Below are 23,856 nucleotides of genomic sequence, written 5' to 3' on the forward strand. Positions count from 1 at the left end.
ATTATAGCATAAGCATAATACTGGTTTAAAATCAGTAGTCGATCAGGAGGCAATGTAATGAAGATTTTTGTTGTAAACTGCGGCAGCTCTTCCATCAAATATCAGCTGATTGATATGAAGGATGAATCTGTCATCGCTAAAGGTCTGGTAGAACGTATCGGCATCGAAGGCTCCGTTCTGACCCACACTCCCGCCGGCAAGGACAAGGTAAGACTGGAAAGCGCCATCCCCGACCATGTGGACGGCATCAAGAAGGTCCTGGCTGCTCTGGTTGACCCCAACCACGGCGTCATCAAATCCATGGACGAAATCGATGCTGTTGGCCACCGTGTGGTGCACGGCGGTGAAATCTTCAATGAATCCGTTGTGATTACCGATGAAGTGCTGAAACAGATCGAAGATCTCAGCGATATGGCTCCCCTGCATCAGCCGGCCAACGTTTCCGGTATCCGTGCCTGCCAGAAACTGATGCCCAACACCCCGCAGGTTGCCGTATTCGATACTGCATTCCATCAGACCATGCCTCCTGTGGCATATATGTTCGGCGTGAAATACGAAGAATACAAGGACTATGGCATCCGGAAATACGGCTTCCATGGGACTTCCCACAAATACGTGTCCGGGGTGGCTGCTCAGCTGCTGAAGAAGGACATCAAAGACACCAAGATCATCACCTGCCATCTGGGCAACGGTTCCAGCATCACCGCTGTGGACGGGGGCAAATCCGTGGATACTTCCATGGGCTTTACTCCTCTGGACGGCGTGCTGATGGGCACCCGTACCGGTTCCATCGACCCGGCTGTGGTTCCCGTGCTGATGCAGAAGAAGGGCCTGGATGCTGCCGGCGTTGACAAGTACATGAACAAGGAATGCGGCGTCCTGGGCGTTTCCGGCGTTTCCAGCGACTTCCGTGACCTGGAAGATGCTGCCGCCAAAGGCAACGAAAGAGCCCAGCTGGCCCTGGATATGTTCTGCTACCAGGTGAAACGGTACATCGGCGCTTATGCAGCTGCCATGGGCGGCGTTGACGCCATCGTGTTCACCGCCGGCGTAGGCGAAAACGACATCCATACCCGTCAGCAGGTTTGCGCAGGCCTGGAATTCCTGGGTGTGAAACTGGATGCTGACCGGAACAACGTACGGGGCAAAGTCACCGAAATCAGCGCCGCTGATTCCAAGGTGAAAGTATTCCTGATCCCCACCAACGAAGAACTGGCCATTGCCCAGGATACCCTGAGACTGTGCAGCAAATAAGATGATTTGGGCTTTTGCTTGACAAAGGCCGGTTTCATCGATATAATGTAACGGTTGATAATATGATTAAAATCAATGTAGCAGAAATCAAAAAAAGACTGACAGGGTCAGAATCTTTCCAGTACGACCTTGCCCCGTCCCAGTTGAACCTGACGCCGGAAGATGCCAGCCTGGAAGGGCACATCCTGGTGGAAGGGGAGATTTCCAACGGGGGAGACGTGCTCCTTCTCACCGCTAGGGAAAAGTTCGTCTGCCACGGCACCTGCGCCCGCTGTCTGAAAGATGTGCGGCTGGAGCTTACGGCCCAGGTGGAAGAACGGTATTATCCCGAAGGCACGGAAGGACTGGAAGAAGATGCCTTCACCTATCAGTTCGATATGGTTGATGTTACGGATGCTTTGAGAGAGTCCCTGCTCCTGGCCATCCCGGCCAGAGTCCTGTGCAAACCGGACTGCAAGGGGATCTGTCCGGTCTGTGGAGCGGACCGCAATGTGACGGAATGTCACTGCGATACCCATTCCATCGACCCCAGGTTGGAGGCTCTCAAGGCGTTGTTAGAGAAATAGCCTGAGATTAGGAGGTGTAACGATATGGCAGTACCGAAGAGAAAAATGTCCAAAGCCCGTCGGGATTCCCGCCGTGCCAACTGGAAACTGGCTGCTCCTGGCCTGGTTGAATGCCCTCAGTGCCACGAACTGAAGCGCCCGCACCACGTATGCACTGAATGCGGCTACTACGATGGCAAGGAAGTCGTGAAAGAAGACGAAGAATAAGGAACCCGGTCCGCCGGACCTTGAAAAGGACGCCGTCCCGAAAGGGGCGGCGTCCTTTTTTCTTCCCCTTCCTAAATCCTCCAAACTGGCTTATAATGATAGAATAGAAATGATTAAATCGATGCGAGGAGAGCAGCTATATATGAAATTCTTTATCGATACGGCCAACCTGGACGAGATCCGGGAAGCGGAGGCCATGGGGATCATCAGCGGGGTCACCACCAATCCTTCCCTGATCGCCAAGGAAGGCCGGGACTATGAGGAAACCCTCCGGGAAATCGCCCAGATTGTGGACGGCCCCATTTCCGGGGAAGTGAAGGCCAGCACCACCCTGGCCCGGGACATGGTGATGGAGGGCCGGGTGATCTCCCGGATCCATCCCAATATGGTGGTGAAGATCCCCATGACCCGGGAAGGCCTGAAAGCCGTGAAGATCCTGGCTTCCGAAGGGATCAAAACCAACGTGACCCTGGTCTTTTCCGCCACCCAGGCCATCCTGGCTGCCCGGGCCGGTGCCACCTACGTATCTCCTTTCCTGGGGCGGCTGGACGACATTTCCACCGACGGCACCCGGCTGATCAAGGAAGTGATGGAGATCTTCCGTCTCTATCCGGACATTACCACCAAGGTGATCTGCGCCTCCATCCGGCATCCCATGCATGTGGTGGAATGTGCCAAAACGGGAGCGGACATTGCCACGGTGCCCTACAAGGTGCTGATGCAGATGGTCCAGCATCCTCTCACCCGGACGGGCATCGAGAAGTTCTGTCAGGATTTCGAAGCGGTGTTCGGCCGGTAAACTATGAACAACCTGTAAATTCTGTAACAGACCACCCGGTCAAGACTTGTATTTTGCCCCTGCTCTGGTATAATAGGTGTAAGTGTTATGACTAGGTACTAAAAGTAGGTGGTAGAATGGGTTCTGTGGGACAGAAAAAGGCAAGACAGCAGCGTCTGCAGCAGCTGCTGGCCAGGAATCCGTTCCTGACCGACGAGCATCTGGCCGAAACCTTTCAGGTGAGCATCCAGACCATCCGGCTGGACCGGCTGGCCCTGGGGATCCCGGAACTCCGGGAGCGTACCCGTCATATGGCGGAGGACGCCCAGGAAAAACTGAAAGCCATTACCAGCGAGGACATCGTCGGGGAACTGATCGACCTGGAAATCGGGGTCAGCGGCATCTCCATGATGACGGTGGACCGGGAAATGGTGCTGCAGAAAACCGGTGTCTGCCGGGGACAGTACATGTTCGCCCAGGCCAATTCCCTGGCTCTGGCGGTGATCGATGCCCCTGCGGCCCTCACCGGGGTGGCCAATGTAAAGTACAAAATCCCTGTGACCGTGGGAGCCATTCTGGTGGCAAGAGCCGAAGTGGTCCGGAAACAGGAAGACAAATATACCATATGGGTGAAGATCAGGAACAACCACAAGGAAGTGTTCCGTGCCAAGTTCCTGATTGTCGCCATTCCGGAACAAAGGAGCCAAGAAGATGAAAATCGCAGTTGACGTAATGGGCACTGACTATGGCCCTGCCGAGATCATCAAAGGGGTGCTTCAGGCGGTTGACGAATATGGCTGCGACGTGGTGCTGGTGGGGGATCAGGAAGTGATCCGCCAGGAACTGGCCCGGGAACATCAGGAAAACAATCCCCGGGTAACCATCCATCATGCCAGCCAGGTCATCGAAATGAAGGACCATCCGGGAATCAGCGTAAAGAAGAAACGGGATGCCTCCATTGTGGTGGCTACCCATCTCCTCCACGAAAAGGAATGTGACGCCTTGGTGTCCTCCGGCAGTACCGGTGCCGCAGTGGCTTCCGCCCTGTTCGGCCTGGGACGGATCCGGGGCATCGAACGGCCGGCCATTGCCACGGTGATCCCCAATGTGAAGGGGGCCACGGTACTGGTGGATTCCGGCGCCAAGGTGGATGCCAAACCGGAACAGCTGGTCCAGAACGCCATCATGGGGTCCATTTATGCGGAACTCCAGCTGGGGATCCCCCAGCCCCGGGTGGGCCTTCTGAACATCGGGGAAGAAGAGACCAAGGGCAATGAACAGTGCCTGGCCACCTATCCTTTGCTGAAACAGGACTCTCACATCCATTTCATCGGCAATGTGGAAGGCCGGGACATCAACAAAGGCACTGTGGACGTGGTAGTCTGCGACGGCTTTGTGGGCAACGTGGTGTTAAAGACCATGGAAGGCCTGGCCAGCGCCGTTATGGAGATCCTGAAAAAGACCCTGATGGAAAGCGGCATCTTTGCCAAACTGGGAGCCCTGCTTATGAAGCCGGCGCTCCTGCGGATGAAAAAACAGATGGATGCATCGGAATACGGCGGCGCCCTGCTTATGGGTGTCCGGGCTCCCTTCATCATCTGCCACGGCAGTTCCAAGGCCAAAGCCATCAAGAACGCCGTACGGGTGGCCATTGAGCTGACCCAGAAAGACGTGGTGGGACGGATCCGCCAGGAAATCATGCACGACGAAGAAAGTGGTGAATTATAAATGACGAAACCTGCAGTGGGCTTTTTGGGCATGGGGTACTATGTGCCGGAAAAAGTCCTGACCAACTTTGATCTGGAAAAAATGGTGGATACCAGCGATCAGTGGATCGTGGAACGGACCGGGATCCGGGAACGGCACATTGCCGCTCCGGACCAGGCAACCTCTGATCTGGCCTTTATCGCGGCCCAGCGGGCTCTGGAAGACGCCGGGATCACCGCCGACCAGCTGGACCTGATCGTGGTGGGCACGGAATCTCCGGACATGAAGTTCCCTTCCGTAGCCTGCATCCTTCAGAACAAACTGGGAGCCTCCCATGCGGCGGCTTTTGACTTGGCTGCCGGCTGCTCCGGCTTTGTGTACGCCTGCGGCATTGCCAGCCAGACCATCGCCAGCGGCATGTACAAACACGTGCTGGTGGTAGGAGCGGAAACCCTTTCCCGGATCCTCAACTGGCAGGACCGGAACACCTGCATCCTCTTCGGGGATGGGGCCGGTGCCGCAGTTCTGGGACCGGTGGAAGAAGGCTACGGCATCCTGTCCGTTGACCTGGGGGCCAACGGGGCCGGGGGCCAGTACCTGACCATGCCTGCCGGGGGATCCCGGAAGCCGGCCAGCGAGGAAACCGTGGCCAACCACGAACACTGCATCCACATGGTGGGCAAGGAAGTGTTCAAGTTTGCCGTGAAGGTCATGGGCCACAGCGCCCTGGCCGCTTTGGAAAAGGCCGGCATGGGCAAGGAGGACATCGATCTTTTGATTCCCCACCAGGCCAACCAGCGGATCATCGATTCTGCTGCCAAACGGCTGAAGCTGTCCACGGACAAGATTTTCGTAAACCTGGAAAAATACGCCAATACATCCGCTGCATCCATTCCCATTGCCCTTTGCCAGGCACGGGATGCAGGACGGATCCATAAAGGAGAGAACGTGGTGATGGTGGGCTTTGGCGCCGGCCTCACCTATGGTTCTCTGGTAGTGAAATGGCAAAAAGATGAGGAGGCCAGAGCATGAGTAAAATTGCTTTTGTGTTCCCGGGACAGGGGTCCCAGACCGTAGGCATGATGAAGGAACTGTACGACAACTACGCCTGCGTCCGTGAAGTATTCAAGGAAGCCGATGAAGCACTGGGCTTTTCCATGACGGATCTGTGCTTCAAAGGGCCGGAAGACCAGCTGCGGCTCACCTACAACACCCAGCCTGCCATCCTGACCTGCAGCATTGCAGCCATGAAGGTGCTGAACGAAAACGGGGTGTTCCCGGATGTGGCCGCCGGTCACAGCCTGGGTGAATATTCCGCTCTGGTGTGCGCCGGTTCCCTGAAATTCGCCGATGCAGTGCGCACGGTGCGGAAACGGGGCCAGTTCATGCAGGAAGCAGTTCCTGTGGGCCAGGGGGCCATGGCCGCCATCATTGCCCTGGATACCGCCAAGATCCGGGAGATCTGCGCTGACATCCAGGAAAAACGGAACGAAGCAGTACAGCCGGTGAACTTCAACTGCCCGGGTCAGGTGGTCATCGCCGGGGCCACGGAAGCTGTAAAAGAGGCTTGCGAAGCCTTAAAGGCCGCCGGTGCCAAACGGGCCATCATGCTGCCGGTAAGCGCTCCTTTCCACAGCACCCTGATGCAGCCGGCTGCAGACCGTCTGAAGGAAGTGCTGGACGGCATCGAAGTGGCTGACGCCAAGATCCCGGTGATCGCCAACGTCACCGCCCGTCCCGAACAGAAAGGGGACGAAATCCGTCAGGTACTGGTGAAACAGGCTGCCAGCCCGGTACTCTGGGAAGACAGTGTCCGGTACATGATGGAAAACGGCGTGGATACCTTCATCGAAGTGGGACCTGGCAAGGTGCTCACCGGTTTCGTCAAGAAAATCGACCGTTCCTACACCGGCCAGAACGTGGAAGACCTGGCCAGTTTGGAAAAAACCCTTGCTTATTTAAAGGAGGTCAGATAAAATGACTTTAGTCGGGAAAGTGGCGCTGGTTACCGGCGGCTCCCGGGGCATCGGCCGTGCCATTGCCCTGAAGCTGGCGGAAAACGGAGCTGACGTAGCCATCAACTATGCCGGCAATACCGCTGCAGCAGAAGAAGTCAAGACGGCCATCGAACAGATGGGCCGGAAGGCTCTCCTGGTCCAGGGCAGCGTAGCCGATACCGACGGTGTCCAGACCATCGTGAACACGGTGGTGAAGGAACTGGGCCGTCTGGACATCCTGATCAACAACGCGGGGATCACCCGGGACGGGCTCCTGATGCGCATGAAGGAAGCGGACTGGGACGATGTGATGCACACCAACCTGAAAGGGGTGTACAATTGCTCCAAGGCCGTCCTGCGCACCATGATGAAGCAGAGAAGCGGCCGGATCGTGAACATGGCCTCCGTAGTGGGGGAAATGGGGAACGCCGGTCAGACCAACTATGCGGCTGCCAAAGCCGGGGTCATCGGCTTCACCAAGAGCCTGGCCAAGGAAGTGGCTTCCCGGGGCATTACGGTCAATGCCATTGCTCCTGGCTTCATTGCCACGGATATGACCAGTGTGCTCACCGACGACCAGAAGGCCGAAATGGCGCGGACTATCCCTCTGGGACGGGCCGGCCAGCCTGAAGATGTTGCCAATGCAGTCCTTTTCCTCGTTTCCGAGGGGGCTGCTTATATAACCGGCCAGGTTTTAAATGTGGACGGTGGCATGGTAATGTAGTATCATTATATGTTAGAGGATTGGAAGGAGGTGAACTGGAATGAGCGAACAGAGCACTTTTGAAAAAGTAAAGGCCATCACCGTTGATCAGCTGAGCGTTGCTCCTGAAGACGTAAAAATGGACTCTACTTTTATCGATGACTTGGGAGCTGATTCTCTGGACATTGTGGAACTGATCATGGCTTTCGAAGAGGAATTCAACACTGAAATCCCCGACGATGTGGCCGAAAAGATCCGCACCGTAAGAGACGCAGTCGAACTGTTGGATAAAGAAGGCAAATAATAGCATCCCATTATTTTCGGAAGGCCCTGCAACAGGGGCTTTCCGAACTTTATCCATGATCTTATGATCTGAAATGGGGGATTTTTGTTGAAAGTGCCAGTGCTGAAGATTGGTGAAAAAGTAGCAACTATGCCTATCGTCCAAGGCGGTATGGCCATACGCTTGTCCACGGCGCGTTTGGCAGCTTCAGTGGCCAATGAAGGCGGTGTGGGTCTGATCGCTGCTTCTGGTCTGCCCTTCGATGAGCTGCGCAAGGAAATCCGTCTTGCCCGGAAATTATCCAATGGCAAGGGAATGATTGGCATCAATGCCATGGTAGCCGCCCGGGAGTTTAAGGGTCTCATTACAACTGCGGCCCAGGAGAAAGTCGATCTGATTGTGGCCGGGGCTGGCTTTTCCAGAGATATGTTTTCTGTCGGCAAGGAATATAATGTTCCCATTGTGCCGATTGTATCCTATGCCAAACTGGCAAAGATTGCGGAACGGCTCGGTGCTTCCGCCGTTGTGGTGGAAGGGACTGAAGCAGGGGGCCATTTGGGGACCCAGCGTTCCATCAAAGATATCCTGCCGGAAATCCTTTCGGTGGTGAAGATTCCGGTCATTGCGGCTGGTGGCGCTGTCACCGGCAAAGATGCGGCGGAATTGCTGAAAATGGGTGCCAGTGGCGTCCAGATGGGCAGCCGGTTTGCTGCCAGTGAGGAGTCCAACGGGTCTCCTTTCTTAAAACAATTTTATTTGAAAATGACCCAAGATGATGTGGTTCAAATAGATAGTCCGGTAGGATTCAAGGGCCGTGCCGTGCTGACGCCTTTTTCCAAGGCTGTGCTGGAAGGCCATCCTCTGAAACCCACCACCTGCGACAGCTGCCTGAAGCACTGCTCCCGCAGCTTCTGTATCATCCGGGCTCTGACCCGGGCCCAGCAGGGAGACCTGGAAACAGGTCTGGTGTTTACCGGAGCCAACATGTGGAAAATTAAAGAAATCCTTCCCGTCCATGAAATCTTCAGACGGATCCGGGAAGACTGGGACAATATTGAGTAGAGGTGATCCTTTTGAAACGAAGAGTGGTTGTGACCGGCCTCAGTGCGATTACGCCCATTGGCATCGGTAAAGAAGCATTCTGGAACAGCCTGATGGAAGGCAAATCCGGTATCGGTCTGATTACCCAGTTCGATACCACTGATTTTAACTGCAAAATCGCCGGGGAAGTAAAGGATTTTGACTTTGCGGATTACGGCGACAAAAAAGAAGGCAAACGGATGGACCGGGTGACCCAGTTCGCCGTGGCCTGTGCCAAAATGGCAGTGAAAGATTCTGCCCTGGACCTGGATAAGGAAGATGCAGACCGGATCGGCGTGTGCGTAGGCACTGGCATCGGCGGCATCCATACCTTCCTGGATGCGGCCACCAAGCTGGTCTCCAAGGGACCTGGCCGGATCAGCCCCTTCTTCATTCCCATGGAAATCCCCAACATGCCGGCAGCTCAGATCGCCATCGATCTGAAGGTGAAAGGCCCCAACACGGCCATTGTCACCGCCTGCTCCACCGGTTCTGACTGCATCGGGGACGCCCTCCGGACCATCCAGTACGGAGATGCGGACGTGATGCTGGCCGGGGGTACCGAAGCAGCCATTTCTCCCATTGCCGTGGCCGGGTTCGACAACATGAAAGCCCTGTCCCGGAACAACGAAGCTCCGGAAAAGGCCTCCTGCCCCTTCGACAAGAAGCGCAGCGGCTTTGTCATGGGCGAAGGCGCCGGGATCGTGGTCCTGGAAGAACTGGAACATGCCAAGGCCCGTGGGGCTCAGATCTATGCAGAACTGGTGGGCTACGGCCACAACAGTGACGCCTACCATATCACCGCTCCGGATCCGGAAGGGGATATGCAGGTGAAATGCATGGAAATGGCCATCAAAGACGCCGGCCTGACCCCGGCTGACATTGACTATGTGAATGCCCACGGCACCAGCACCCACCGGAACGACCTGAACGAAACCAACTGCTGCAAGCGGGTATTTGGAGACCGGGCCAAGGAAGTGCCCATCAGCTCCATCAAATCCATGACCGGCCATCTCCTGGGCGGTGCCGGCGGCGTGGAAGCCGTGGCTACGGTACTGACCATCAAAAACGGCATGATCCCTCCCACCATCAACTATGAAGATGTGGATACGGAAGAAGGCCTGGATCTGGACTACGTGCCCAATGTGGCCCGGAAAGCCGATGTGAAGGTGGCTCTGTCCAACAACTTCGGTTTCGGCGGTCACAACGCCATCCTGTGCTTCAAAAAGTACGAAGACTAAGGGGCTCCCGGTACCATGGAGGAACAGCGTCAGAAAGAGCTGGAAGGGCTCTGCCGCCAGCTGGGCATGGTCATGAAGGACCTGCACCTGCTGGATATGGCACTGACCCATACGTCCTATGCCTATGAGTCCAAAAAGAATCCCCGGCCCCAGCACAATCAGCGGCTGGAGTTTTTGGGGGATTCGGTGCTGAGCCTGGTGGTCAGCACCCATATCTACAAAACCTGTCCCCAGATGGACGAAGGGGAGCTGTCCAAGCTCCGGGCCTTCCTGGTATGTGAGGAGACCCTGGCCCAGCTGGCCACGGAAAACCATCTGGGAGACCATCTGCTCCTGGGCAAAGGGGAAATCAACCTGGATGGGGAGGAGAATCCCTCTATCCTGGCCGATGCCTTTGAAAGCGTCCTGGGAGCCTATTACCTGGACCAGGGTTTTGCCAAAGTGACGGAGCTTTTGGGACGGCTGTTGATCAGCCGGATCCCGGAGCTTACTGCCGACGGCATTGACCGGGATTACAAGACCCGGCTCCAGGAAGTGGTGCAGAAAGACGGCCCGGTGGAAATCGACTATGAGCAGGTTTCCGCAGAAGGCCCCAGCCACAACCGGACCTTCGTCATGCGCGTCCTGGTGAACCAGGAAGAGCGGGGCAGAGGCCGGGGAAGAACCAAAAAAGAAGCCGAACAGCGGGCTGCCAGAGAGGCCCTGAAGGCTTGCAAATGAGATAAAAAAATACCGCGCATCTGCGCGGTATTTTTTTATCTCATTCTGTTTCCTTCCGCCTTCTTCTTGTTTTCATACATGACCGCATCGGCCCGGAGGAATACATGGAGAAAGTTGATGTCGTTTTCCGGATCGTAGGCGCTGAATCCGGAGGCAAAGGCCAGCTGGTCCCAGGGCCGGTCATCCTCATAGTTCCGTTTCCGGTTCCAGGGCTTCAGCTGGGACAGGATGGCCTCCCGGTTGTGGTAGTCCTCCTTCTGGAGGATTACCACGAATTCGTCCCCGCCTACCCGGTACACCGGGCTGTGCTTGAACAGGTCGCAGATGTATTTCACCGTCCGCAGGAGCAGATCGTTGCCCCGGGCGTGACCGTATCGGTCATTGACTCCTTTCAGGTCGTTCACATCCACCATCAGCACTCCAAAGGAAGGAACCTTGGCCGGATCAGCCGGTCCAGTTCCTGGACCTTTAGCTGGTAAGCCCGGGTGTTCTTCACCTGGGTCAGGTTGTCTTCCAGGGCCTGGTTTTCCAGCCGGTCCACCATTTCCTTCATCCGCAGCATGGTCTGGTCCATGTTCCGGGCCAGATCCCCCACCTCATCCTTCTGGGTGCTGTGGAGCAGGGTGTCATAGTTCCCCTGGCCCATCCGCCGGGCGGCTTCGTCGATTTCCTTCAAAGGCTGAATGATCCGGTTGGCCCCGGCAATGGCCATGCCGGAGGTAATGAGTCCGAAGAACACCATCAGGAACAGGTTTCGTCCGTAGGAAATCCGCCGTTCCTCATAAATCTCCTCATCCGGAGCAATGATCCCCAGATTCATGCTGTTCCGCAGGGTAATAAAGGCCAGTTCCTTCTCCTGGCCCTTGTAGTGGTAGCTCAGCAGCTGGTCGTTGGAATCCCGGCCTTTCAGCACCTCCGCATAGGGTTCCAGGCCGAAATCTTTCAAGGTGGTGGGAGCTCCCTCCGGATAATCCGGATGGTAGTACAGCTCTCCCTCATTAGAGAACAGCACGGCATAGCCGCTTTCGTAGATCCTGGTATCCCGGATCATGGAAATCAGGGTGTCCATCCGGATGCTCAGGCCCACAAAACCCACAAACTGCTGGTTCTTGTAAACCGGTACCACATAGGAGATCCGCCGGACTGCGAAATTGTGGTCATTGTAAGGCGGGCGCCATACAGGCTGGCCGCCTTTCCGCAGATCCTGGAAGAACTTCCGGAGATGCCGGTCCTTGTAGAAATACTGTCCCATTTCCTCAGGGGTGTGGGGTACATAGGCTTTCCGTTCCGGATCCCAGGTGTACCAGAATCCGTTGGGGTGGCCGGTATATTCACTGTTGAACTGGAGATAATACCCAAAAATGGTGGAAGAACTTTCCGCCGACAGATGGAACTGTTTTTCCAGATGATCCAGGATCTGCTGCTGGACAGCCGGGTCCCTCAGGGCTCTGGGATCGTCAATATCCGCTTCCAGGGAACGGGCCAGGGCATCGGTCATGTCCTTGGCCTCCGTCAGGGTGCTCTGGATGGGGGCCGAAGTCCGCTGGGCCTGCCAGTTCAGGCTCATGGTGGCGATCCGGGTGGAAGTAGTAGTGACAGTCTGCAGGTCCAGGAACCCCATGATCAGCACCAGGGACACGGTAATGCCCAGGATGATCAGCAGGAACTGGGACCGGAGACTGCGGAATTTGATCCACACAGCACAAATACGCTCCTTTATACAGAATTATAAAAAGCAAAAGCCGGCTGTTTCCGTGACAGCCGGCTGGGGAACCCTGGAAAAAGAGAGCAGGTCTCTGCAGATGGCTGCCATTTTACAGGCCCTTATAGCTTTGCGTCACTGGATTTCTCCAGGTTTGCCAAATGTTTTCTTTATTTTTTTTTTTTGATATCAATTATTATTATAAAGGATGAATGCTCATTTGTCCATACCCATGTTGAACAGGGTCAGCGGGCTGCGTCTCTTTCAATGGACCGTTTCAGCTGGTACATGGCCTCATCCGCCCGGCGGAACACTTCTTCGAAAGACGTATCCGTCCCTGGCAGGTATTCTGCATGGCCGGCAGAGAAAGAAATCTGTTCCCAGGGCTTTTCCAGGGTATAGTCCCGTTTCCGGAGATAGGGGAGGAGCTGTTGCCACAGGGCTTCCCGGTTTGCATAATCCCCATGCCGGAGCAGCACCAGGAATTCGTCTCCGCCGATCCGGTACACCGGACTGTGCTGGTACAGCTGGCAGATGGTTTTGGAAGTCAGCTGGATCACCACATTGCCTTTTTCGTGGCCGTAGGTGTCGTTGACCCCTTTCAGTCCGTTCAGGTCCACCATTACCAATCCGAAGGCCAGGTGGTTCAGGGGGTCGGAAATTTCCCGGTTCAGTTCCAGCACCTGCTTTTCAAAGGCGGATACATTCTTCACTCCGGTGAGTTTGTCCTGGAAGGCTTCCGTCTTCAGATCCCGGACCATGATCTTCATCAGGTCCATGGTCCGGTTCATGTTCTTGGCCAACAGGCCGATTTCGTCCCGGGAAGATTCCTTGATGGGGACGTCATAATTTCCCCGGCCCATCCGGGAGGCCGCTTCGTTGATCTCCTCCAGGGGCCGGAGGATCCGGTTGGCCAGGTAGATGGCAATGGCGGAGGTGATGATGGCAAACAGCAGCAGCAGGAAAAAGGCCCGGTAAATGGCCTCCTTCTGGAAGGCGTAAATCTCGTTTCCCGGAGCCACCACCCCCAGTTTCATGCCATTGGCCAGGGTGGTAAAGGCCAGCTGTTTCTTTTTCCCCTGATAGGACACCGGAATGGTGCGGGAACCAGTATCATGCTGGCGGAACACATCCGGCGAGTGGTCCAGGCCAAAATCCTTCAGGGTGGTGATCTGGGTCCCTTTTGCATAGTTGGGGTGATAGTACAGGACTCCAGTGTCGGAAAACAACAGGGCATATCCGCTGTCATAGATCCGCACATTTTTCACCTGATCCACCAGGTTGACCATCCGGATATCGATGCCCACCAAAGCCACACATCGCCGGTTGACGAAAACCGGCTTTACATAGGAAATCAGCAATGGGCCGCCTTCCCGGTTCCGATAGGGTGGGATCCACTGGGGAGAAAGACTTTCCAGAGGGCCATAATACCAACGGTACATTTCCTCCAGCATTGGGTTGGAAGATTTTCGGGGATGGGAAAAAGGCTGCTCTTCAAAAACTGGCTGGTCGTTTTTCCGTTTGTACCAGAACCCGTCAGACGCCTGGATCAGGTCTTCATTGAAATGGATGTAGAACCCATCGATAATGGGAATGGTGTCCGCCGCTGCTTCAAACCGGCGGCGGATCCGTTCCTTTCGGTCTTCCCGGAAGTCCGGGTCCTGGACCTGGGAAATGGTGGTAAAATCCTGCTGGACCGTGCCTGCAATGAAATCCACCGCATCCTGGGTCTTGATCAGCATACGGTTCAGGCTGCCGGCGGTTTTCTGGGTCTGCCAGTTGAGTCCGGTATTGGCCACTTCCGTGGAATAGATGTTGATGCTCCGGATGTTCATCATCCCCATGATCAGGGTCAGCACAACGGTGATGGCCACAATGACGATGGTGAGTTGAAGACGGAGACTGCGGATTTTAGCCATGACGGATACACCTCGAAAAAAGTATACTCCCCTCAGCCAGGAGAAGCGTTGCATAAAGTTACCTGTTTATTCATTATAAGAAAAGAAGGGAGATTTGTCCACTCGGGTATTTTCCTGGTGGGGGTCAACAAGTTCCTGGCGAAACCTTCATCGCAGTATGGTTATGCAGCAAAGTGACGAGTACGGGACCGTAGGGAGCGCAGGCCCGGCTCCCCGCCATATACTCTTGAACGGAAAAAACGGTGTATTCTGTTTCAAAATCAATTTGCAAAAAATGATTTCCATCGGCTGCTGACCGTTGACCGCCGACAAAAAAAGACTGCCGCGGAAGCGACAGTCTTTTTTCTTGCCAGCAATTATTTCACTTCGTGGATCCAGCCTTCCGGACCTTCGATTTCGCCCATCTGGATGCCTCTCAGGGTCTTGTACAGCTTGGTCAGCACAGGGCCCATTTTTTCCATCCCGCTGGGGATGCAGATTTCCTTGCCGTGGTCCACAACCTTGCCCACCGGGCAGATAACGGCAGCGGTGCCGCACAGGCCGGCTTCGGCAAAATCAGCCACTTCAGCGAATTTCACTGGACGGTGTTCCACTTTCATACCCAGCATATCCGTTGCGATGGTGATCAGAGAACGGCGGGTAATGGAGGGCAGGATGGAGTCGGATTTCGGGGTGACCAGGGTGCCGTCTTTCTTGACGAACAGGAAGTTGGCGCCGCCGGTTTCTTCCACGTAGGTCCGGGTTGCCGGATCCAGGTACATGTTTTCATCAAAGCCGTTGTTGTGGGCGGTGATGTAAGCATGGAGGCTCATGGCGTAGTTCAGGCCAGCCTTGATGTGGCCGGTGCCTCGGGGTGCCGCACGGTCAAAGTCGGACACGCAGATGGTGATGGGCTTTACGCCGTTTTTGAAGTAGTTGCCCACAGGAGTCCCGAACAGACGGAACTGGTATTCATCGGAGGGTTTCACCCCGATCACCGGGCCGGTGGCAAACAGGTAGGGACGCAGGTACAGAGCGCCGCCGCTTTCAAAAGGAGGAATGTAGTCTTTGTTGGCCCGGACCACTTCGTCCACGGCTTCCATAAACATTTCTTCAGATACAGGAGGCATTTCCAGCCGTTTGGCGGAATCAATCATCCGTTTTGCATTCTGGTCAGGACGGAAGGTAACCGTACGGCCGTCTTTGGTCTTGTAGGCTTTCAGCCCTTCGAATACTTCCTGACAGTATTGCAGGATGCCGGCACATTCATTGAGAACCACGTTGGCGTCACCGGTCAGGCCGCCTTTGCCCCATTTGCCATCCTTGTAGTTGGCAACATACCGCTGGGCAATGGGCTGATAAGCGAATCCCAGTTTGGACCAATCGATGTTTACATTAGACATACAAACCCCTCATTTCTTTCCTATAGATCTGCTATAGATTATGTTACAAAAATGAATTTTGTATACCTCAATATATTACTCACTTGCAATGGGTTTGTCAATGAAATAGTAAAAATTCCGCTGACCTGCACACGAAAGTTGAACCATTTGGTACAATAGAAACAGATGGCTGTAAAATCCGTAATTTGAAAGGAGCCCGATTCCATGATCCTTCCCATTTTCATCCCCCACGCCGGGTGCCCCCACCAGTGTTCCTTCTGCAACCAGCGGACCATCAGCGGTGAAGGGGAGGGGGGCCTGGCCGGGGCCCGGCGGCAGATGGAGAAACTGTCCGCCTGGGTCCGGCCCTCCCCTTCCAATGAACTGGCTTTTTACGGGGGATCTTTTACGGCGCTCCCTGATTCCATCCAGGAGGCTTTGCTGGATCTGGCGGAAACCTGGCGGGCCCGGGGATTTTTCGGCCCCCTCCGGCTGTCCACCCGGCCTGATGCCATTACTCCCCCCATCTTGGACCGTCTCCAGAATCATGGGGTGGAAACCATCGAACTGGGGGCCCAGTCCCTGGATGACCGGGTACTGGCCCAGGCCCGCCGGGGGCATACAGCCGCCCAGGTCCATGCTGCCTCACGGCTGATCCGGGCCTGCGGCTTCCGTCTGGGGCTCCAGCTGATGACCGGGCTCCCGGGCCAGGACGCAGCCAGCCTGGAAGACACCAAACTGCAGGTCCTTGCCATCCATCCGGACCTGGTGCGGATCTATCCGGTGCTGGTGATCGAAGGTACTCCTCTGGCGGACCAGTGGCGCCGGGGGGATTATGCGCCCCAGACCGTGGAACAGGCGGCGGATGCCTGCTGGACCCTGTACCGGGACTTTACCGCCGCCGGGATCCAGGTGATCCGCATGGGCCTCCAGCCGGACCGGGAACTGTGCGCCCCGGGCCACATCCTGGCCGGTCCCTTCCATCCCGCTTTCGGGGAAGTGGTGAAAAGCCGGGGCATCGGCCGCCAGGTGCTGGAGGAGATTGCAGAGCTTCCCGGTGGGGATTATAATATGGTTATCACCTGTCCGGACAGGATGGCCTCGGTGGTACGGGGCCAGCACCGGAGCAATGTCCGTCTGTGGGAACAGACGGGAAAGGTCCGGGTCATTTTCCAGACGGGAAAAACCTTTGAGGTGATGTTCCATGACAGAAAAACTCTATGAAAACGATTCTCTCCTGCAAAGCTGCCAGGCCACAGTGGTCAGCTGCGAGAAAAAGGAGGACCATTATGAAGTGATCCTGGACCGGACAGTACTCTTCCCGGAAGGGGGCGGCCAATTGTCCGACCAGGGCTGGCTGGACAAAGTGCCCGTATTCTACGCCAGCGAAGAGGGTCAGGACGTGCGCCACTGGACCCGGGAACCCCTGGAACCGGGGAAGACCGTGGCAGTGAAACTGGACTGGCCGGTGCGACTGGACCGGATGCAGCAGCACTGCGGGGAACACATCCTGTCCTATGCCTTCTGGAAAACCTGCGGGGCCAACAATGTGGGCTTCCATATGAATGAGGACAGCGTGTTCATCGACCTGGACCAGGAAATCGACGAGGAAAAGGCCAAAAAGGCGGAATGGATGGCCAACGAATGCCTCTGGGCCAATGAACCCATTTCCCTTCATTATGTAGATGCTTCAGAACTGGGGAACTATCCCCTGCGGAAAAAGAACGAAAAGCTCAAAGGCACCGTCCGGCTGGTGGATATCAAAAACGGAGACATCTGCACCTGCTGCGGCACCCATCCCCCCTATACGGGCATGGTAGGGTCCATCCAGATCATCCGGTTCGTCCGGCACAAGGGAGGCAGCCGGATCGAATTCCTCTGCGGCAACCGGGCCCTCAGGGCCATGCATGAACGGAACCGGATTTTGGAAGACACCAGCAATTTCCTGTCGGTGAAGGCGGAAGACGTGCTGCCAGCGGTGGAAAAACTCCACCAGGAGATCCTGGATCTCCGGGGGAAGGTACGGGAAAAGACCCAGGAACTGATCCGGCTCCAGCTGCCGGAAAAAATGGCCCAGGCACCGGTGCTGCCCAACGGCACCAAACTCCTGGTGCTCACCCTGGAAGGCACGGCGGCGGACGGAAAAAGCGCCATGAAGCTGGCCAGTGCCCAGCCCGGGGTGCTGGCGGCGGTGTTCACCAAAGAGGGGGACCGGCTTATGTACCAGTTCGCCTTAAGCGAAGGAGCGGAAGGGGACTGCAGGGCCTGCTGCGCCAAAGCCAATGAACTGTTTGGAGGCCGGGGGGGAGGCCGTCCCCAGAGCGCCCAGGGCGGCGGCACCGCCGGAGCGGACTGGGAGGAAAAGGTAAAGGAACTGGTGGAAGGAATCAGGGGATAAAAATAGCAGGGGAAAAGAGGGGCTGCTGCCTGGGCAGCAGCCCTCCTGATGGAAACGCAGCGCTGGCTGCTAACCCACCACCAGCCTGACGGCTGGTCCCCCGCCCTTGAAAAGGGCGGATATACGTTGGGACCAGCGGCCCATGGCCAGTGCAGCAGGACGTCAGCCCAAGATGCACATATCCGCCCTCGAAAAGGGAGGGAATACGCCGGGACCAGCGGCCCATGGCTTATGCACCAGTGCGCCAGCCCAAGGTGCACATATCCACCCTCGAAAAGGGAGGGAATACGCCGGGACCAGCGGCCCATGGCTTATGCACCAGTGCGCCAACCCAAGATGCACATATCCGCCCTTTACAAGGGCGGGGGACCGTTGCGCCTGCGCAATGGTGGTGGGTTAGCATTCCCCCGGGAATGCGTTTCCCTTCATAGGAACCTGCGGCTGCAGGTTCCCTCCACCGGCCATTGACAATTGACAATTGACGGGTTGCTGCACCTTTCGTGCAGCAACCCCTTGCAACTTTTGTAACAAATATGATATAATCTCTATCGGCTGTGATTGCACAGCCCACTATACCACACACGCAGAGTCAGGACGCGGCTGTCCTTGCTGGCTGCCGGCAAGGTTAAGCGAAAAATGATCTGCGGAGGAAAAAACAGGAGGAAACAAAAATGGCAATTGTATCCATGAAACAACTTTTGGAAGCAGGCGTACACTTCGGTCATCAGACCCGCCGCTGGAACCCCAAGATGGCTCCCTACATCTTCACCGAACGGAACGGGATCTACATCATCGATCTGCAGAAGACCGTGAAAAAGGTGGAAGAATGCTACAGCTTCCTGCGTGAACTGGCTGCCCAGGGCGGCACCGTGCTGTTCGTAGGCACCAAAAAGCAGGCTCAGGCTGCCATCAAAGAAGAAGCTGAACGCTGCGGCATGTTCTATGTGAACGAAAGATGGCTGGGCGGTATGCTGACCAACTTCAAGACCATCCAGACCCGGATCAAGAGACTCCATGACCTGGAAAAAATGGAAGAAGAAGGCACCTTCGATCTGCTGCCCAAGAAAGAAGTCATCGTCCTGCGCCATGAAATGGCCAAACTGGAAAAATACCTGGGCGGTATCAAAGACATGAAGAAGCTGCCCAGCGCTCTGTTCGTCATCGATCCCCGGAAGGAACACAACGCCATCCTGGAAGCCCGGAAACTGCACATCCCCATCGTGGCCACCGTTGACACCAACTGCGATCCCGATGAAGTGGACTACCTGATGCCCGCCAACGACGACGCCATCCGTGCCGTCCGTCTGCTGACCAGCAAAATGGCTGATGCCGTCCTGGAAGGCAAAGCCAGCGCTGTGGATGAAGAAGCTGCCGCCGCTGACGAAGCTGCTGCTGAAGAAGAAGCCAAGGACGCTGAATAAGCCGCCCTTTCCCAATTCCATAAAGTTACAGGAGGAATACTGATGGCAATTACTGCTAGCATGGTAAAAGAACTGCGTGAACGTACTGGCGCAGGCATGATGGACTGCAAAAAGGCCCTGACCGCCACCAACGGCGATATGGACCAGGCAATCGACTTCCTGAGAGAAAAAGGCCTGTCCAAGGCTGCCAAGAAGGCCAGCCGTGTGGCTGCGGAAGGCCTGGTGGCTGATTATGTGGACGAAGCCAACAAAGTGGCTGTCCTGGTGGAAGTCAACTGCGAAACCGACTTCGTGGCCAACACTGACGAATACAAAAACCTGGTGCTGAGCGTTGCCAAACACATTGCCGCCCACAAACCGGCTGATGTGGCTGAACTGAACGATCAGACCTTCGACGGCACTGACAAGAAAGTCAGCGAAGTGATTACCGAAGCCATCGCCAAGATCGGCGAAAAGATCGATGTCCGCCGTTTCGCCGTGTATGAATACGGCAACGACACCCTGGGCCATTACATCCATGGGGCCGGCAAGATCGGCGTCCTGGTTGAACTGGAAGGCGGGGATGCGGAAGTGGCCAAAGACGTGGCCATGCACATCGCTGCTGCCAACCCGTCCTATCTGGACCGGACCCAGGTTCCTGCCAGCGAACTGGACCATGAAAAAGAAGTCCTGTCCGAACAGGCCAAGAACGAAGGCAAACCTGAAAAAATCATCGAAAAGATGGTGCTGGGCCGTATCCAGAAATTCTATAAGGAAATCTGCCTGGTGGATCAGGAATTCATCAAAGATCCGGATAAATCCATCAGCGCCCTGCTGAAGGAACACAATGCCAAAGCAAAGAGATTCGTCCGCTTCCAGCTGGGCGAAGGCATTGAAAAGAAGAAGGAAGACTTCGCTGCTGAAGTTGCCAGCTTCGTAAAATAACACTCTTGCAAGGGGCTCTCGCTTGTGCGGCAGCCCCTTGTTTTATGAGACATTTTAGATTCAGTCTTGCAGGAACGAACATTTTCACCTATAATGATAAGGAGCGGGAGCCCCTGGAGACAGGGCCCCAAAAAGCATTGTAGAACTGTGGATGACTTCTTGTTCAAGATCTGCGGAACTCTGTAGGAGGTACTGTCAGTGTCGGGTAAAAGAAAGTTCAAGCGCGTGATTCTGAAACTCAGTGGGGAAGCCCTGGCCGGTGAAAAAGGCTACGGCATCGATCCCAAAACGGTGGACGCCATTGCGGCCCAGATCCAGGCAGTCCGGGAAAGTGGACTGGACGTGGCTGTGGTCAACGGCGGCGGGAACATCTGGAGAGGCCTGGCCGGCGCTTCCAAAGGCATGGACCGGGCAACGGCGGACTACATGGGAATGCTGGCCACGGTGATCAACTCCCTGGCGCTCCAGGATGCTCTGGAAAACCGCGGGGTACCTACCCGGGTACAGACGGCCATTGAAATGCGGGCCATTGCGGAACCTTACATCCGCCGGAGAGCGGTACGGCACCTGGAAAAGGGCCGTGTGGTGATTTTCGCAGCCGGCACCGGCAACCCGTACTTTTCCACGGACACCACCGCAGCCCTGCGGGCAGCAGAAATCGAAGCCGACGCCATCCTTATGGCCAAGAAAGGCGTGGATGGGGTGTACGACAGCGATCCTGCGGTGAACCCCAATGCAGTGAAGTTCGACCATCTGGAATACATTGAAGTGATCCAGAGAAATCTGGGTGTCATGGATTCCACCGCCATCAGCCTGTGCATGGACAACCACATCCCCATCGTGGTTTTCAACATCGATGAGGAAGGGAACATCCTGAAGGCCGCTGCCGGTGAAGAAATCGGAACCCTGGTAGGAGGATTCTAAATGGCAACGATCGAAGAATTACAGAACAAAACCCAAGAAAAAATGGATAAAGCGCTCCATGCGCTCCGGAACGAACTGACCAACATCCGCACCGGGCGGGCTACCCCGTCCCTGCTGGATCAGGTGAAGGTGGACTACTATGGGGCTCCCACTCCGGTGACCCAGGTGGCCAACGTGTCCGTGCCGGAACCCCGGATGATTGTGATCCAACCCTGGGACCGGAGCCTGCTGAAGGTCATTGAAAAGGCCATTATGACCAGTGACCTGGGCCTGAATCCCAACAACGACGGCACGGTGATCCGCCTGAACCTGCCTCTCCTGACGGAAGAACGCCGGAAGGAACTGGTAAAAGTGGTCAACAAAAAGGGCGAAGCCAGCCGGGTGGAAATCCGGAACATCCGCCGGGATTTCAATGATGCTGTGAAAAAACAGGTCAAAGCCAAAGAAATCACCGAAGACGATGCCAAGGACGCAACGGATTTTTCCCAGAAGCTGACGGACAAATTCATGAAGAAAATCGATGATGTCCTGGCCCAGAAAGAAAAGGAAGTCATGTCGGTGTGATGACGGCAGCTTCCCAGGCCCCCGACGTATTGGCACGGCCCCTGGCCCTGGCTTTGAAAAAGCTGGAGGCGGCAGGCTGGCAGGCCAGGATCGTACGGGCGGAACCTTCTATTCACCATCCTGCGCAAGTCTGGCAAGATGAATCTGCTTATGTCCTTAAGCAGACCGTCCTGTCTGACCATACATTACAAATTATTGTTGGTTGCAAATTCGAAGGGAGGTGTACTGACCAATGGCACACAAAATTAACCAAGACGAATGCATCGGCTGCGGTTCCTGCGCTGGGACCTGCCCGGTAGGTGCAATCGCTGAAGACAACGGCAAGTACAAGGTTGACGAAGCCAGCTGCATCGATTGCGATGCTTGCTCCGGCGCTTGCCCGGTAGGCGCTATCAAAGCTGAATAAGCTTTCTGGCGTTGTTGCGCAGCCCGCGTAAGCAGGCTGCGCAAATTTTTTTATAGGGGTATGCCAATGCTGAAAAAACTTTTAGGCCTCACTTCCAAACCGGAGCCCATCCCCGAAATCGACGGGGTGGATACCTCCATGCTTCAGCCCGACCTGATCCCCCGCCATGTGGCCATCATTATGGACGGCAACGGACGGTGGGCCAGAGCCCAGGGGAAACCCCGGACCTTCGGCCATGCAGCCGGCGCCCGTACCCTGCGGCGGATCGTGAAATTTGCCGATCATCTGGGCATCAAAGCCCTCAGCGTCTACGCCTTTTCCACGGAAAACTGGAAACGGCCGGTGACGGAAGTCCGGTTCATCATGGATTTGTTGTGTCAGTATCTTACCAGTGAACTGGAAGAATTCAACCAGTACAATGTGCGCATCCGTTTCATGGGATCCCGTGAAGGGCTGCCTGCCATTGTCCAGGAAAAAATGGACCATGCCATGGAAGTCACCAAAGACAACACGGGGATCATCCTTAACATCGCAATCAATTACGGAGGCCAGCGGGAAATGGTGGACGCCGTCCGGGACATCGCCCGGGCCGTCCAGGCAGGGACCCTGTCTCCGGATGCCATAAATGAAAAGACCATCGAAGAACACCTGTATACCCGGGGCATGCCGGCACCGGATCTTCTGATCCGCACCGGAGGAGACCTGCGGGTAAGCAATTTCATGCTCTGGCAGATCGCTTATTCGGAATTCTGGACCACCCCTGTTTTCTGGCCGGACTTTACCGAAGAGCTGCTGACGGAAGCAGTGTACAGTTATGAAAAACGGGACCGCCGGTTTGGCGGCCTGAATCAGAAATAAGAGGCGCAGAACATGGGACAGAGAATACGGACGGCCCTTGTGGCCATCCCCATTGCATTGTTTTTGATCAAAATGGGAGGTCTCCTGTTTGCCCTGGGGGTGCTGATCCTGGGGCTGGTGGGCTTCCGGGAATACCGGAACATGCTCACCCGGGACGGGATCCAGGTGTACCGGGCCACCGGGCTTGCGGGCACGGCGCTTTTGATCGCCGCAGCGGGCCTGGGTCAGCCGGGATGGCTGCTGCCCCTGGTGACCCTGTTTTCCCTCCTGGTGATGCTGGAAGGGCTGTATCTGTACGCCCAGGGCCATTTTCCGGAAAACACCGGCCTTACCTGCATGGCCCTGGTGTACCTGGGACTGCCCTTTGCCCATTTCATCCTGCTCCGGGAGCTCACTGGCTCCGTCCACACCATTCCCCTCTGGGGCCAGGTGAGCCTGGGGGAAGCTCTGCTGTGGACGGTGATGTTCGCCACCTGGGCCAGTGACACCTTTGCTTATTTCGGGGGACGGGCCTTCGGGAAGACCAAGCTGCTGCCCAAAGTCAGTCCCAAAAAGACCCGGGAAGGAGCCCTGTGCGGGTTCCTGGGCTGTGTGGCCACCGTTTGGCTCCTGGGCAGCCTGTGGCTCCAGTATCCTCTGGTGCCGGTGCTGCTCCTGGGGGTGGGCATCGGGTTCTTTGCCCCTCTGGGGGACCTGGTGGAAAGCATCCTGAAACGGTCCTGTGACATCAAGGATTCCGGCAACTTCTTCCCCGGCCATGGGGGCGTGCTGGACCGGTGCGACAGTCTGATTTTCTCGGTGCCTTTTGCCTATTATTTCATCACCCTGGTCCTGTTGGGCTGA

At 56.0% G+C, this 23,856-nt stretch carries 26 protein-coding genes and 1 riboswitch; of the genes, 22 read left to right on the forward strand and 4 right to left on the reverse strand.

Features of this window, described 5'->3' with window-relative positions; genetic code table 11:
- Nucleotides 1-57 precede the first annotated feature (57 nt).
- From ACZOF8_RS03880 to rnc, 13 genes are all read left to right on the forward strand, one after another.
- The gene (locus tag ACZOF8_RS03880) at nt 58-1,254 is read left to right on the forward strand and encodes an acetate/propionate family kinase (RefSeq protein WP_022487579.1); all 1,197 of its coding nucleotides are present in this window, start codon (nt 58-60) and stop codon (nt 1,252-1,254) included.
- 62 nt (nt 1,255-1,316) lie between these two features.
- Nucleotides 1,317-1,820: a YceD family protein gene (locus ACZOF8_RS03885; protein ID WP_022487578.1), complete on the forward strand. Its 504-nt coding sequence runs from the start codon at nt 1,317-1,319 to the stop codon at nt 1,818-1,820.
- Between the two features lie 24 nt (nt 1,821-1,844).
- Complete coding sequence (gene rpmF, locus ACZOF8_RS03890; protein WP_012938743.1) at nt 1,845-2,027, forward strand: 50S ribosomal protein L32; 183 nt, start codon at nt 1,845-1,847, stop codon at nt 2,025-2,027.
- A 142-nt stretch (nt 2,028-2,169) separates the two neighbouring features.
- The gene (gene fsa, locus ACZOF8_RS03895; RefSeq protein ID WP_022487577.1) at nt 2,170-2,826 is read left to right on the forward strand and encodes a fructose-6-phosphate aldolase; all 657 of its coding nucleotides are present in this window, start codon (nt 2,170-2,172) and stop codon (nt 2,824-2,826) included.
- Between the two features lie 116 nt (nt 2,827-2,942).
- Nucleotides 2,943-3,533 (forward strand): transcription factor FapR, encoded by a 591-nt coding sequence (fapR, locus tag ACZOF8_RS03900; protein WP_022487576.1) that lies wholly within the window; start codon nt 2,943-2,945, stop codon nt 3,531-3,533.
- The gene (gene plsX / locus ACZOF8_RS03905; protein WP_308664206.1) at nt 3,517-4,533 is read left to right on the forward strand and encodes a phosphate acyltransferase PlsX; all 1,017 of its coding nucleotides are present in this window, start codon (nt 3,517-3,519) and stop codon (nt 4,531-4,533) included. The genes fapR and plsX overlap by 17 nt, the downstream gene beginning before the upstream one ends.
- Nucleotides 4,534-5,544, forward strand: coding sequence for a beta-ketoacyl-ACP synthase III (locus tag ACZOF8_RS03910; protein WP_022487574.1), 1,011 nt, complete (start codon nt 4,534-4,536; stop codon nt 5,542-5,544). It begins immediately after the preceding gene.
- On the forward strand, nt 5,541-6,488 hold the full coding sequence (gene fabD, locus ACZOF8_RS03915; RefSeq protein WP_154487316.1) for an ACP S-malonyltransferase: 948 nt from the start codon (nt 5,541-5,543) through the stop codon (nt 6,486-6,488). The genes ACZOF8_RS03910 and fabD overlap by 4 nt, the downstream gene beginning before the upstream one ends.
- Before the next feature lies 1 nt (nt 6,489).
- Nucleotides 6,490-7,233, forward strand: a complete 744-nt coding sequence (gene fabG / locus ACZOF8_RS03920; RefSeq protein ID WP_022487572.1) for a 3-oxoacyl-[acyl-carrier-protein] reductase — start codon at nt 6,490-6,492, stop codon at nt 7,231-7,233.
- Between the two features lie 40 nt (nt 7,234-7,273).
- A complete protein-coding gene (locus ACZOF8_RS03925; protein WP_012938736.1) occupies nt 7,274-7,516 on the forward strand; it encodes an acyl carrier protein in 243 nt (80 codons plus the stop codon).
- 87 nt (nt 7,517-7,603) lie between these two features.
- The gene (locus tag ACZOF8_RS03930; RefSeq protein WP_022487571.1) at nt 7,604-8,557 is read left to right on the forward strand and encodes an NAD(P)H-dependent flavin oxidoreductase; all 954 of its coding nucleotides are present in this window, start codon (nt 7,604-7,606) and stop codon (nt 8,555-8,557) included.
- An 11-nt stretch (nt 8,558-8,568) separates the two neighbouring features.
- Nucleotides 8,569-9,816 (forward strand): beta-ketoacyl-ACP synthase II, encoded by a 1,248-nt coding sequence (gene fabF / locus ACZOF8_RS03935; protein WP_022487570.1) that lies wholly within the window; start codon nt 8,569-8,571, stop codon nt 9,814-9,816.
- Between the two features lie 15 nt (nt 9,817-9,831).
- The gene (gene rnc, locus ACZOF8_RS03940) at nt 9,832-10,536 is read left to right on the forward strand and encodes a ribonuclease III (RefSeq protein ID WP_022487569.1); all 705 of its coding nucleotides are present in this window, start codon (nt 9,832-9,834) and stop codon (nt 10,534-10,536) included.
- 35 nt (nt 10,537-10,571) lie between these two features.
- On the opposite strand, the gene ACZOF8_RS03945 is transcribed toward rnc, so the two are convergent.
- The 4 genes from ACZOF8_RS03945 to ACZOF8_RS03960 all read right to left on the reverse strand — a co-directional run bounded on the left by ACZOF8_RS03945 (nt 10,572) and on the right by ACZOF8_RS03960 (nt 15,539).
- On the reverse strand, nt 10,572-10,949 hold the full coding sequence (locus ACZOF8_RS03945) for a GGDEF domain-containing protein (protein ID WP_487426569.1): 378 nt from the start codon (nt 10,947-10,949) through the stop codon (nt 10,572-10,574).
- Nucleotides 10,949-12,235, reverse strand: coding sequence for a HAMP domain-containing protein (locus ACZOF8_RS03950; protein WP_487426570.1), 1,287 nt, complete (start codon nt 12,233-12,235; stop codon nt 10,949-10,951). The genes ACZOF8_RS03945 and ACZOF8_RS03950 overlap by 1 nt, the downstream gene beginning before the upstream one ends.
- 95 nt (nt 12,236-12,330) lie before the next feature.
- A riboswitch (cyclic di-GMP riboswitch) is annotated at nt 12,331-12,407 on the reverse strand.
- Between the two features lie 76 nt (nt 12,408-12,483).
- Complete coding sequence (locus ACZOF8_RS03955) at nt 12,484-14,157, reverse strand: sensor domain-containing diguanylate cyclase (protein WP_487426571.1); 1,674 nt, start codon at nt 14,155-14,157, stop codon at nt 12,484-12,486.
- Between the two features lie 356 nt (nt 14,158-14,513).
- Nucleotides 14,514-15,539 (reverse strand): branched-chain amino acid aminotransferase, encoded by a 1,026-nt coding sequence (locus ACZOF8_RS03960; protein WP_288310628.1) that lies wholly within the window; start codon nt 15,537-15,539, stop codon nt 14,514-14,516.
- A gap of 204 nt (nt 15,540-15,743) precedes the next feature.
- Between ACZOF8_RS03960 and ACZOF8_RS03965 the strand changes: the two genes are divergently transcribed.
- From ACZOF8_RS03965 to ACZOF8_RS04005, 9 genes are all read left to right on the forward strand, one after another.
- Nucleotides 15,744-16,742 carry an elongator complex protein 3 gene (locus ACZOF8_RS03965; RefSeq protein ID WP_308664210.1) on the forward strand — a complete coding sequence of 333 codons (999 nt, stop codon included), beginning with the start codon at nt 15,744-15,746 and terminating at the stop codon, nt 16,740-16,742.
- Nucleotides 16,723-17,916 (forward strand): alanyl-tRNA editing protein, encoded by a 1,194-nt coding sequence (locus ACZOF8_RS03970; RefSeq protein WP_441369161.1) that lies wholly within the window; start codon nt 16,723-16,725, stop codon nt 17,914-17,916. The genes ACZOF8_RS03965 and ACZOF8_RS03970 overlap by 20 nt, the downstream gene beginning before the upstream one ends.
- A 671-nt stretch (nt 17,917-18,587) precedes the next feature.
- On the forward strand, nt 18,588-19,337 hold the full coding sequence (rpsB, locus tag ACZOF8_RS03975; RefSeq protein ID WP_022486993.1) for a 30S ribosomal protein S2: 750 nt from the start codon (nt 18,588-18,590) through the stop codon (nt 19,335-19,337).
- Nucleotides 19,338-19,379: 42 nt separating this feature from the next.
- On the forward strand, nt 19,380-20,261 hold the full coding sequence (gene tsf / locus ACZOF8_RS03980) for a translation elongation factor Ts (protein ID WP_288310631.1): 882 nt from the start codon (nt 19,380-19,382) through the stop codon (nt 20,259-20,261).
- Nucleotides 20,262-20,459: 198 nt separating this feature from the next.
- Nucleotides 20,460-21,185 carry a UMP kinase gene (gene pyrH / locus ACZOF8_RS03985; protein WP_279126187.1) on the forward strand — a complete coding sequence of 242 codons (726 nt, stop codon included), beginning with the start codon at nt 20,460-20,462 and terminating at the stop codon, nt 21,183-21,185.
- Nucleotides 21,186-21,749 carry a ribosome recycling factor gene (frr, locus tag ACZOF8_RS03990; RefSeq protein ID WP_022486996.1) on the forward strand — a complete coding sequence of 188 codons (564 nt, stop codon included), beginning with the start codon at nt 21,186-21,188 and terminating at the stop codon, nt 21,747-21,749.
- A gap of 232 nt (nt 21,750-21,981) precedes the next feature.
- Nucleotides 21,982-22,155: a 4Fe-4S ferredoxin gene (fdxA, locus tag ACZOF8_RS03995; RefSeq protein ID WP_075579919.1), complete on the forward strand. Its 174-nt coding sequence runs from the start codon at nt 21,982-21,984 to the stop codon at nt 22,153-22,155.
- A 66-nt stretch (nt 22,156-22,221) separates the two neighbouring features.
- Nucleotides 22,222-23,013: an undecaprenyl pyrophosphate synthase gene (gene uppS, locus ACZOF8_RS04000; RefSeq protein ID WP_487426572.1), complete on the forward strand. Its 792-nt coding sequence runs from the start codon at nt 22,222-22,224 to the stop codon at nt 23,011-23,013.
- A 12-nt stretch (nt 23,014-23,025) separates the two neighbouring features.
- The gene (locus tag ACZOF8_RS04005) at nt 23,026-23,856 is read left to right on the forward strand and encodes a phosphatidate cytidylyltransferase (protein WP_022486998.1); all 831 of its coding nucleotides are present in this window, start codon (nt 23,026-23,028) and stop codon (nt 23,854-23,856) included.

It is taken from the genome of Acidaminococcus sp. (assembly GCF_057597765.1).

Coding starts and splice junctions, on each gene's coding strand:
- ACZOF8_RS03880 (WP_022487579.1), top strand. CDS start 58: ATGAAGATTTTTGTTGTAAACTGCGGCAGCTCTTCCATCAAATATCAG.
- ACZOF8_RS03885 (WP_022487578.1), top strand. CDS start 1,317: ATGATTAAAATCAATGTAGCAGAAATCAAAAAAAGACTGACAGGGTCA.
- rpmF (WP_012938743.1), top strand. CDS start 1,845: ATGGCAGTACCGAAGAGAAAAATGTCCAAAGCCCGTCGGGATTCCCGC.
- fsa (WP_022487577.1), top strand. CDS start 2,170: ATGAAATTCTTTATCGATACGGCCAACCTGGACGAGATCCGGGAAGCG.
- fapR (WP_022487576.1), top strand. CDS start 2,943: ATGGGTTCTGTGGGACAGAAAAAGGCAAGACAGCAGCGTCTGCAGCAG.
- plsX (WP_308664206.1), top strand. CDS start 3,517: ATGAAAATCGCAGTTGACGTAATGGGCACTGACTATGGCCCTGCCGAG.
- ACZOF8_RS03910 (WP_022487574.1), top strand. CDS start 4,534: ATGACGAAACCTGCAGTGGGCTTTTTGGGCATGGGGTACTATGTGCCG.
- fabD (WP_154487316.1), top strand. CDS start 5,541: ATGAGTAAAATTGCTTTTGTGTTCCCGGGACAGGGGTCCCAGACCGTA.
- fabG (WP_022487572.1), top strand. CDS start 6,490: ATGACTTTAGTCGGGAAAGTGGCGCTGGTTACCGGCGGCTCCCGGGGC.
- ACZOF8_RS03925 (WP_012938736.1), top strand. CDS start 7,274: ATGAGCGAACAGAGCACTTTTGAAAAAGTAAAGGCCATCACCGTTGAT.
- rnc (WP_022487569.1), top strand. CDS start 9,832: ATGGAGGAACAGCGTCAGAAAGAGCTGGAAGGGCTCTGCCGCCAGCTG.
- ACZOF8_RS03945 (WP_487426569.1), bottom strand. CDS start 10,949: ATGGTGGATGTGAACGACCTGAAAGGAGTCAATGACCGATACGGTCAC.
- ACZOF8_RS03955 (WP_487426571.1), bottom strand. CDS start 14,157: ATGGCTAAAATCCGCAGTCTCCGTCTTCAACTCACCATCGTCATTGTG.
- ACZOF8_RS03960 (WP_288310628.1), bottom strand. CDS start 15,539: ATGTCTAATGTAAACATCGATTGGTCCAAACTGGGATTCGCTTATCAG.
- ACZOF8_RS03965 (WP_308664210.1), top strand. CDS start 15,744: ATGATCCTTCCCATTTTCATCCCCCACGCCGGGTGCCCCCACCAGTGT.
- ACZOF8_RS03970 (WP_441369161.1), top strand. CDS start 16,723: ATGACAGAAAAACTCTATGAAAACGATTCTCTCCTGCAAAGCTGCCAG.
- rpsB (WP_022486993.1), top strand. CDS start 18,588: ATGGCAATTGTATCCATGAAACAACTTTTGGAAGCAGGCGTACACTTC.
- tsf (WP_288310631.1), top strand. CDS start 19,380: ATGGCAATTACTGCTAGCATGGTAAAAGAACTGCGTGAACGTACTGGC.
- frr (WP_022486996.1), top strand. CDS start 21,186: ATGGCAACGATCGAAGAATTACAGAACAAAACCCAAGAAAAAATGGAT.
- fdxA (WP_075579919.1), top strand. CDS start 21,982: ATGGCACACAAAATTAACCAAGACGAATGCATCGGCTGCGGTTCCTGC.
- uppS (WP_487426572.1), top strand. CDS start 22,222: ATGCTGAAAAAACTTTTAGGCCTCACTTCCAAACCGGAGCCCATCCCC.
- ACZOF8_RS04005 (WP_022486998.1), top strand. CDS start 23,026: ATGGGACAGAGAATACGGACGGCCCTTGTGGCCATCCCCATTGCATTG.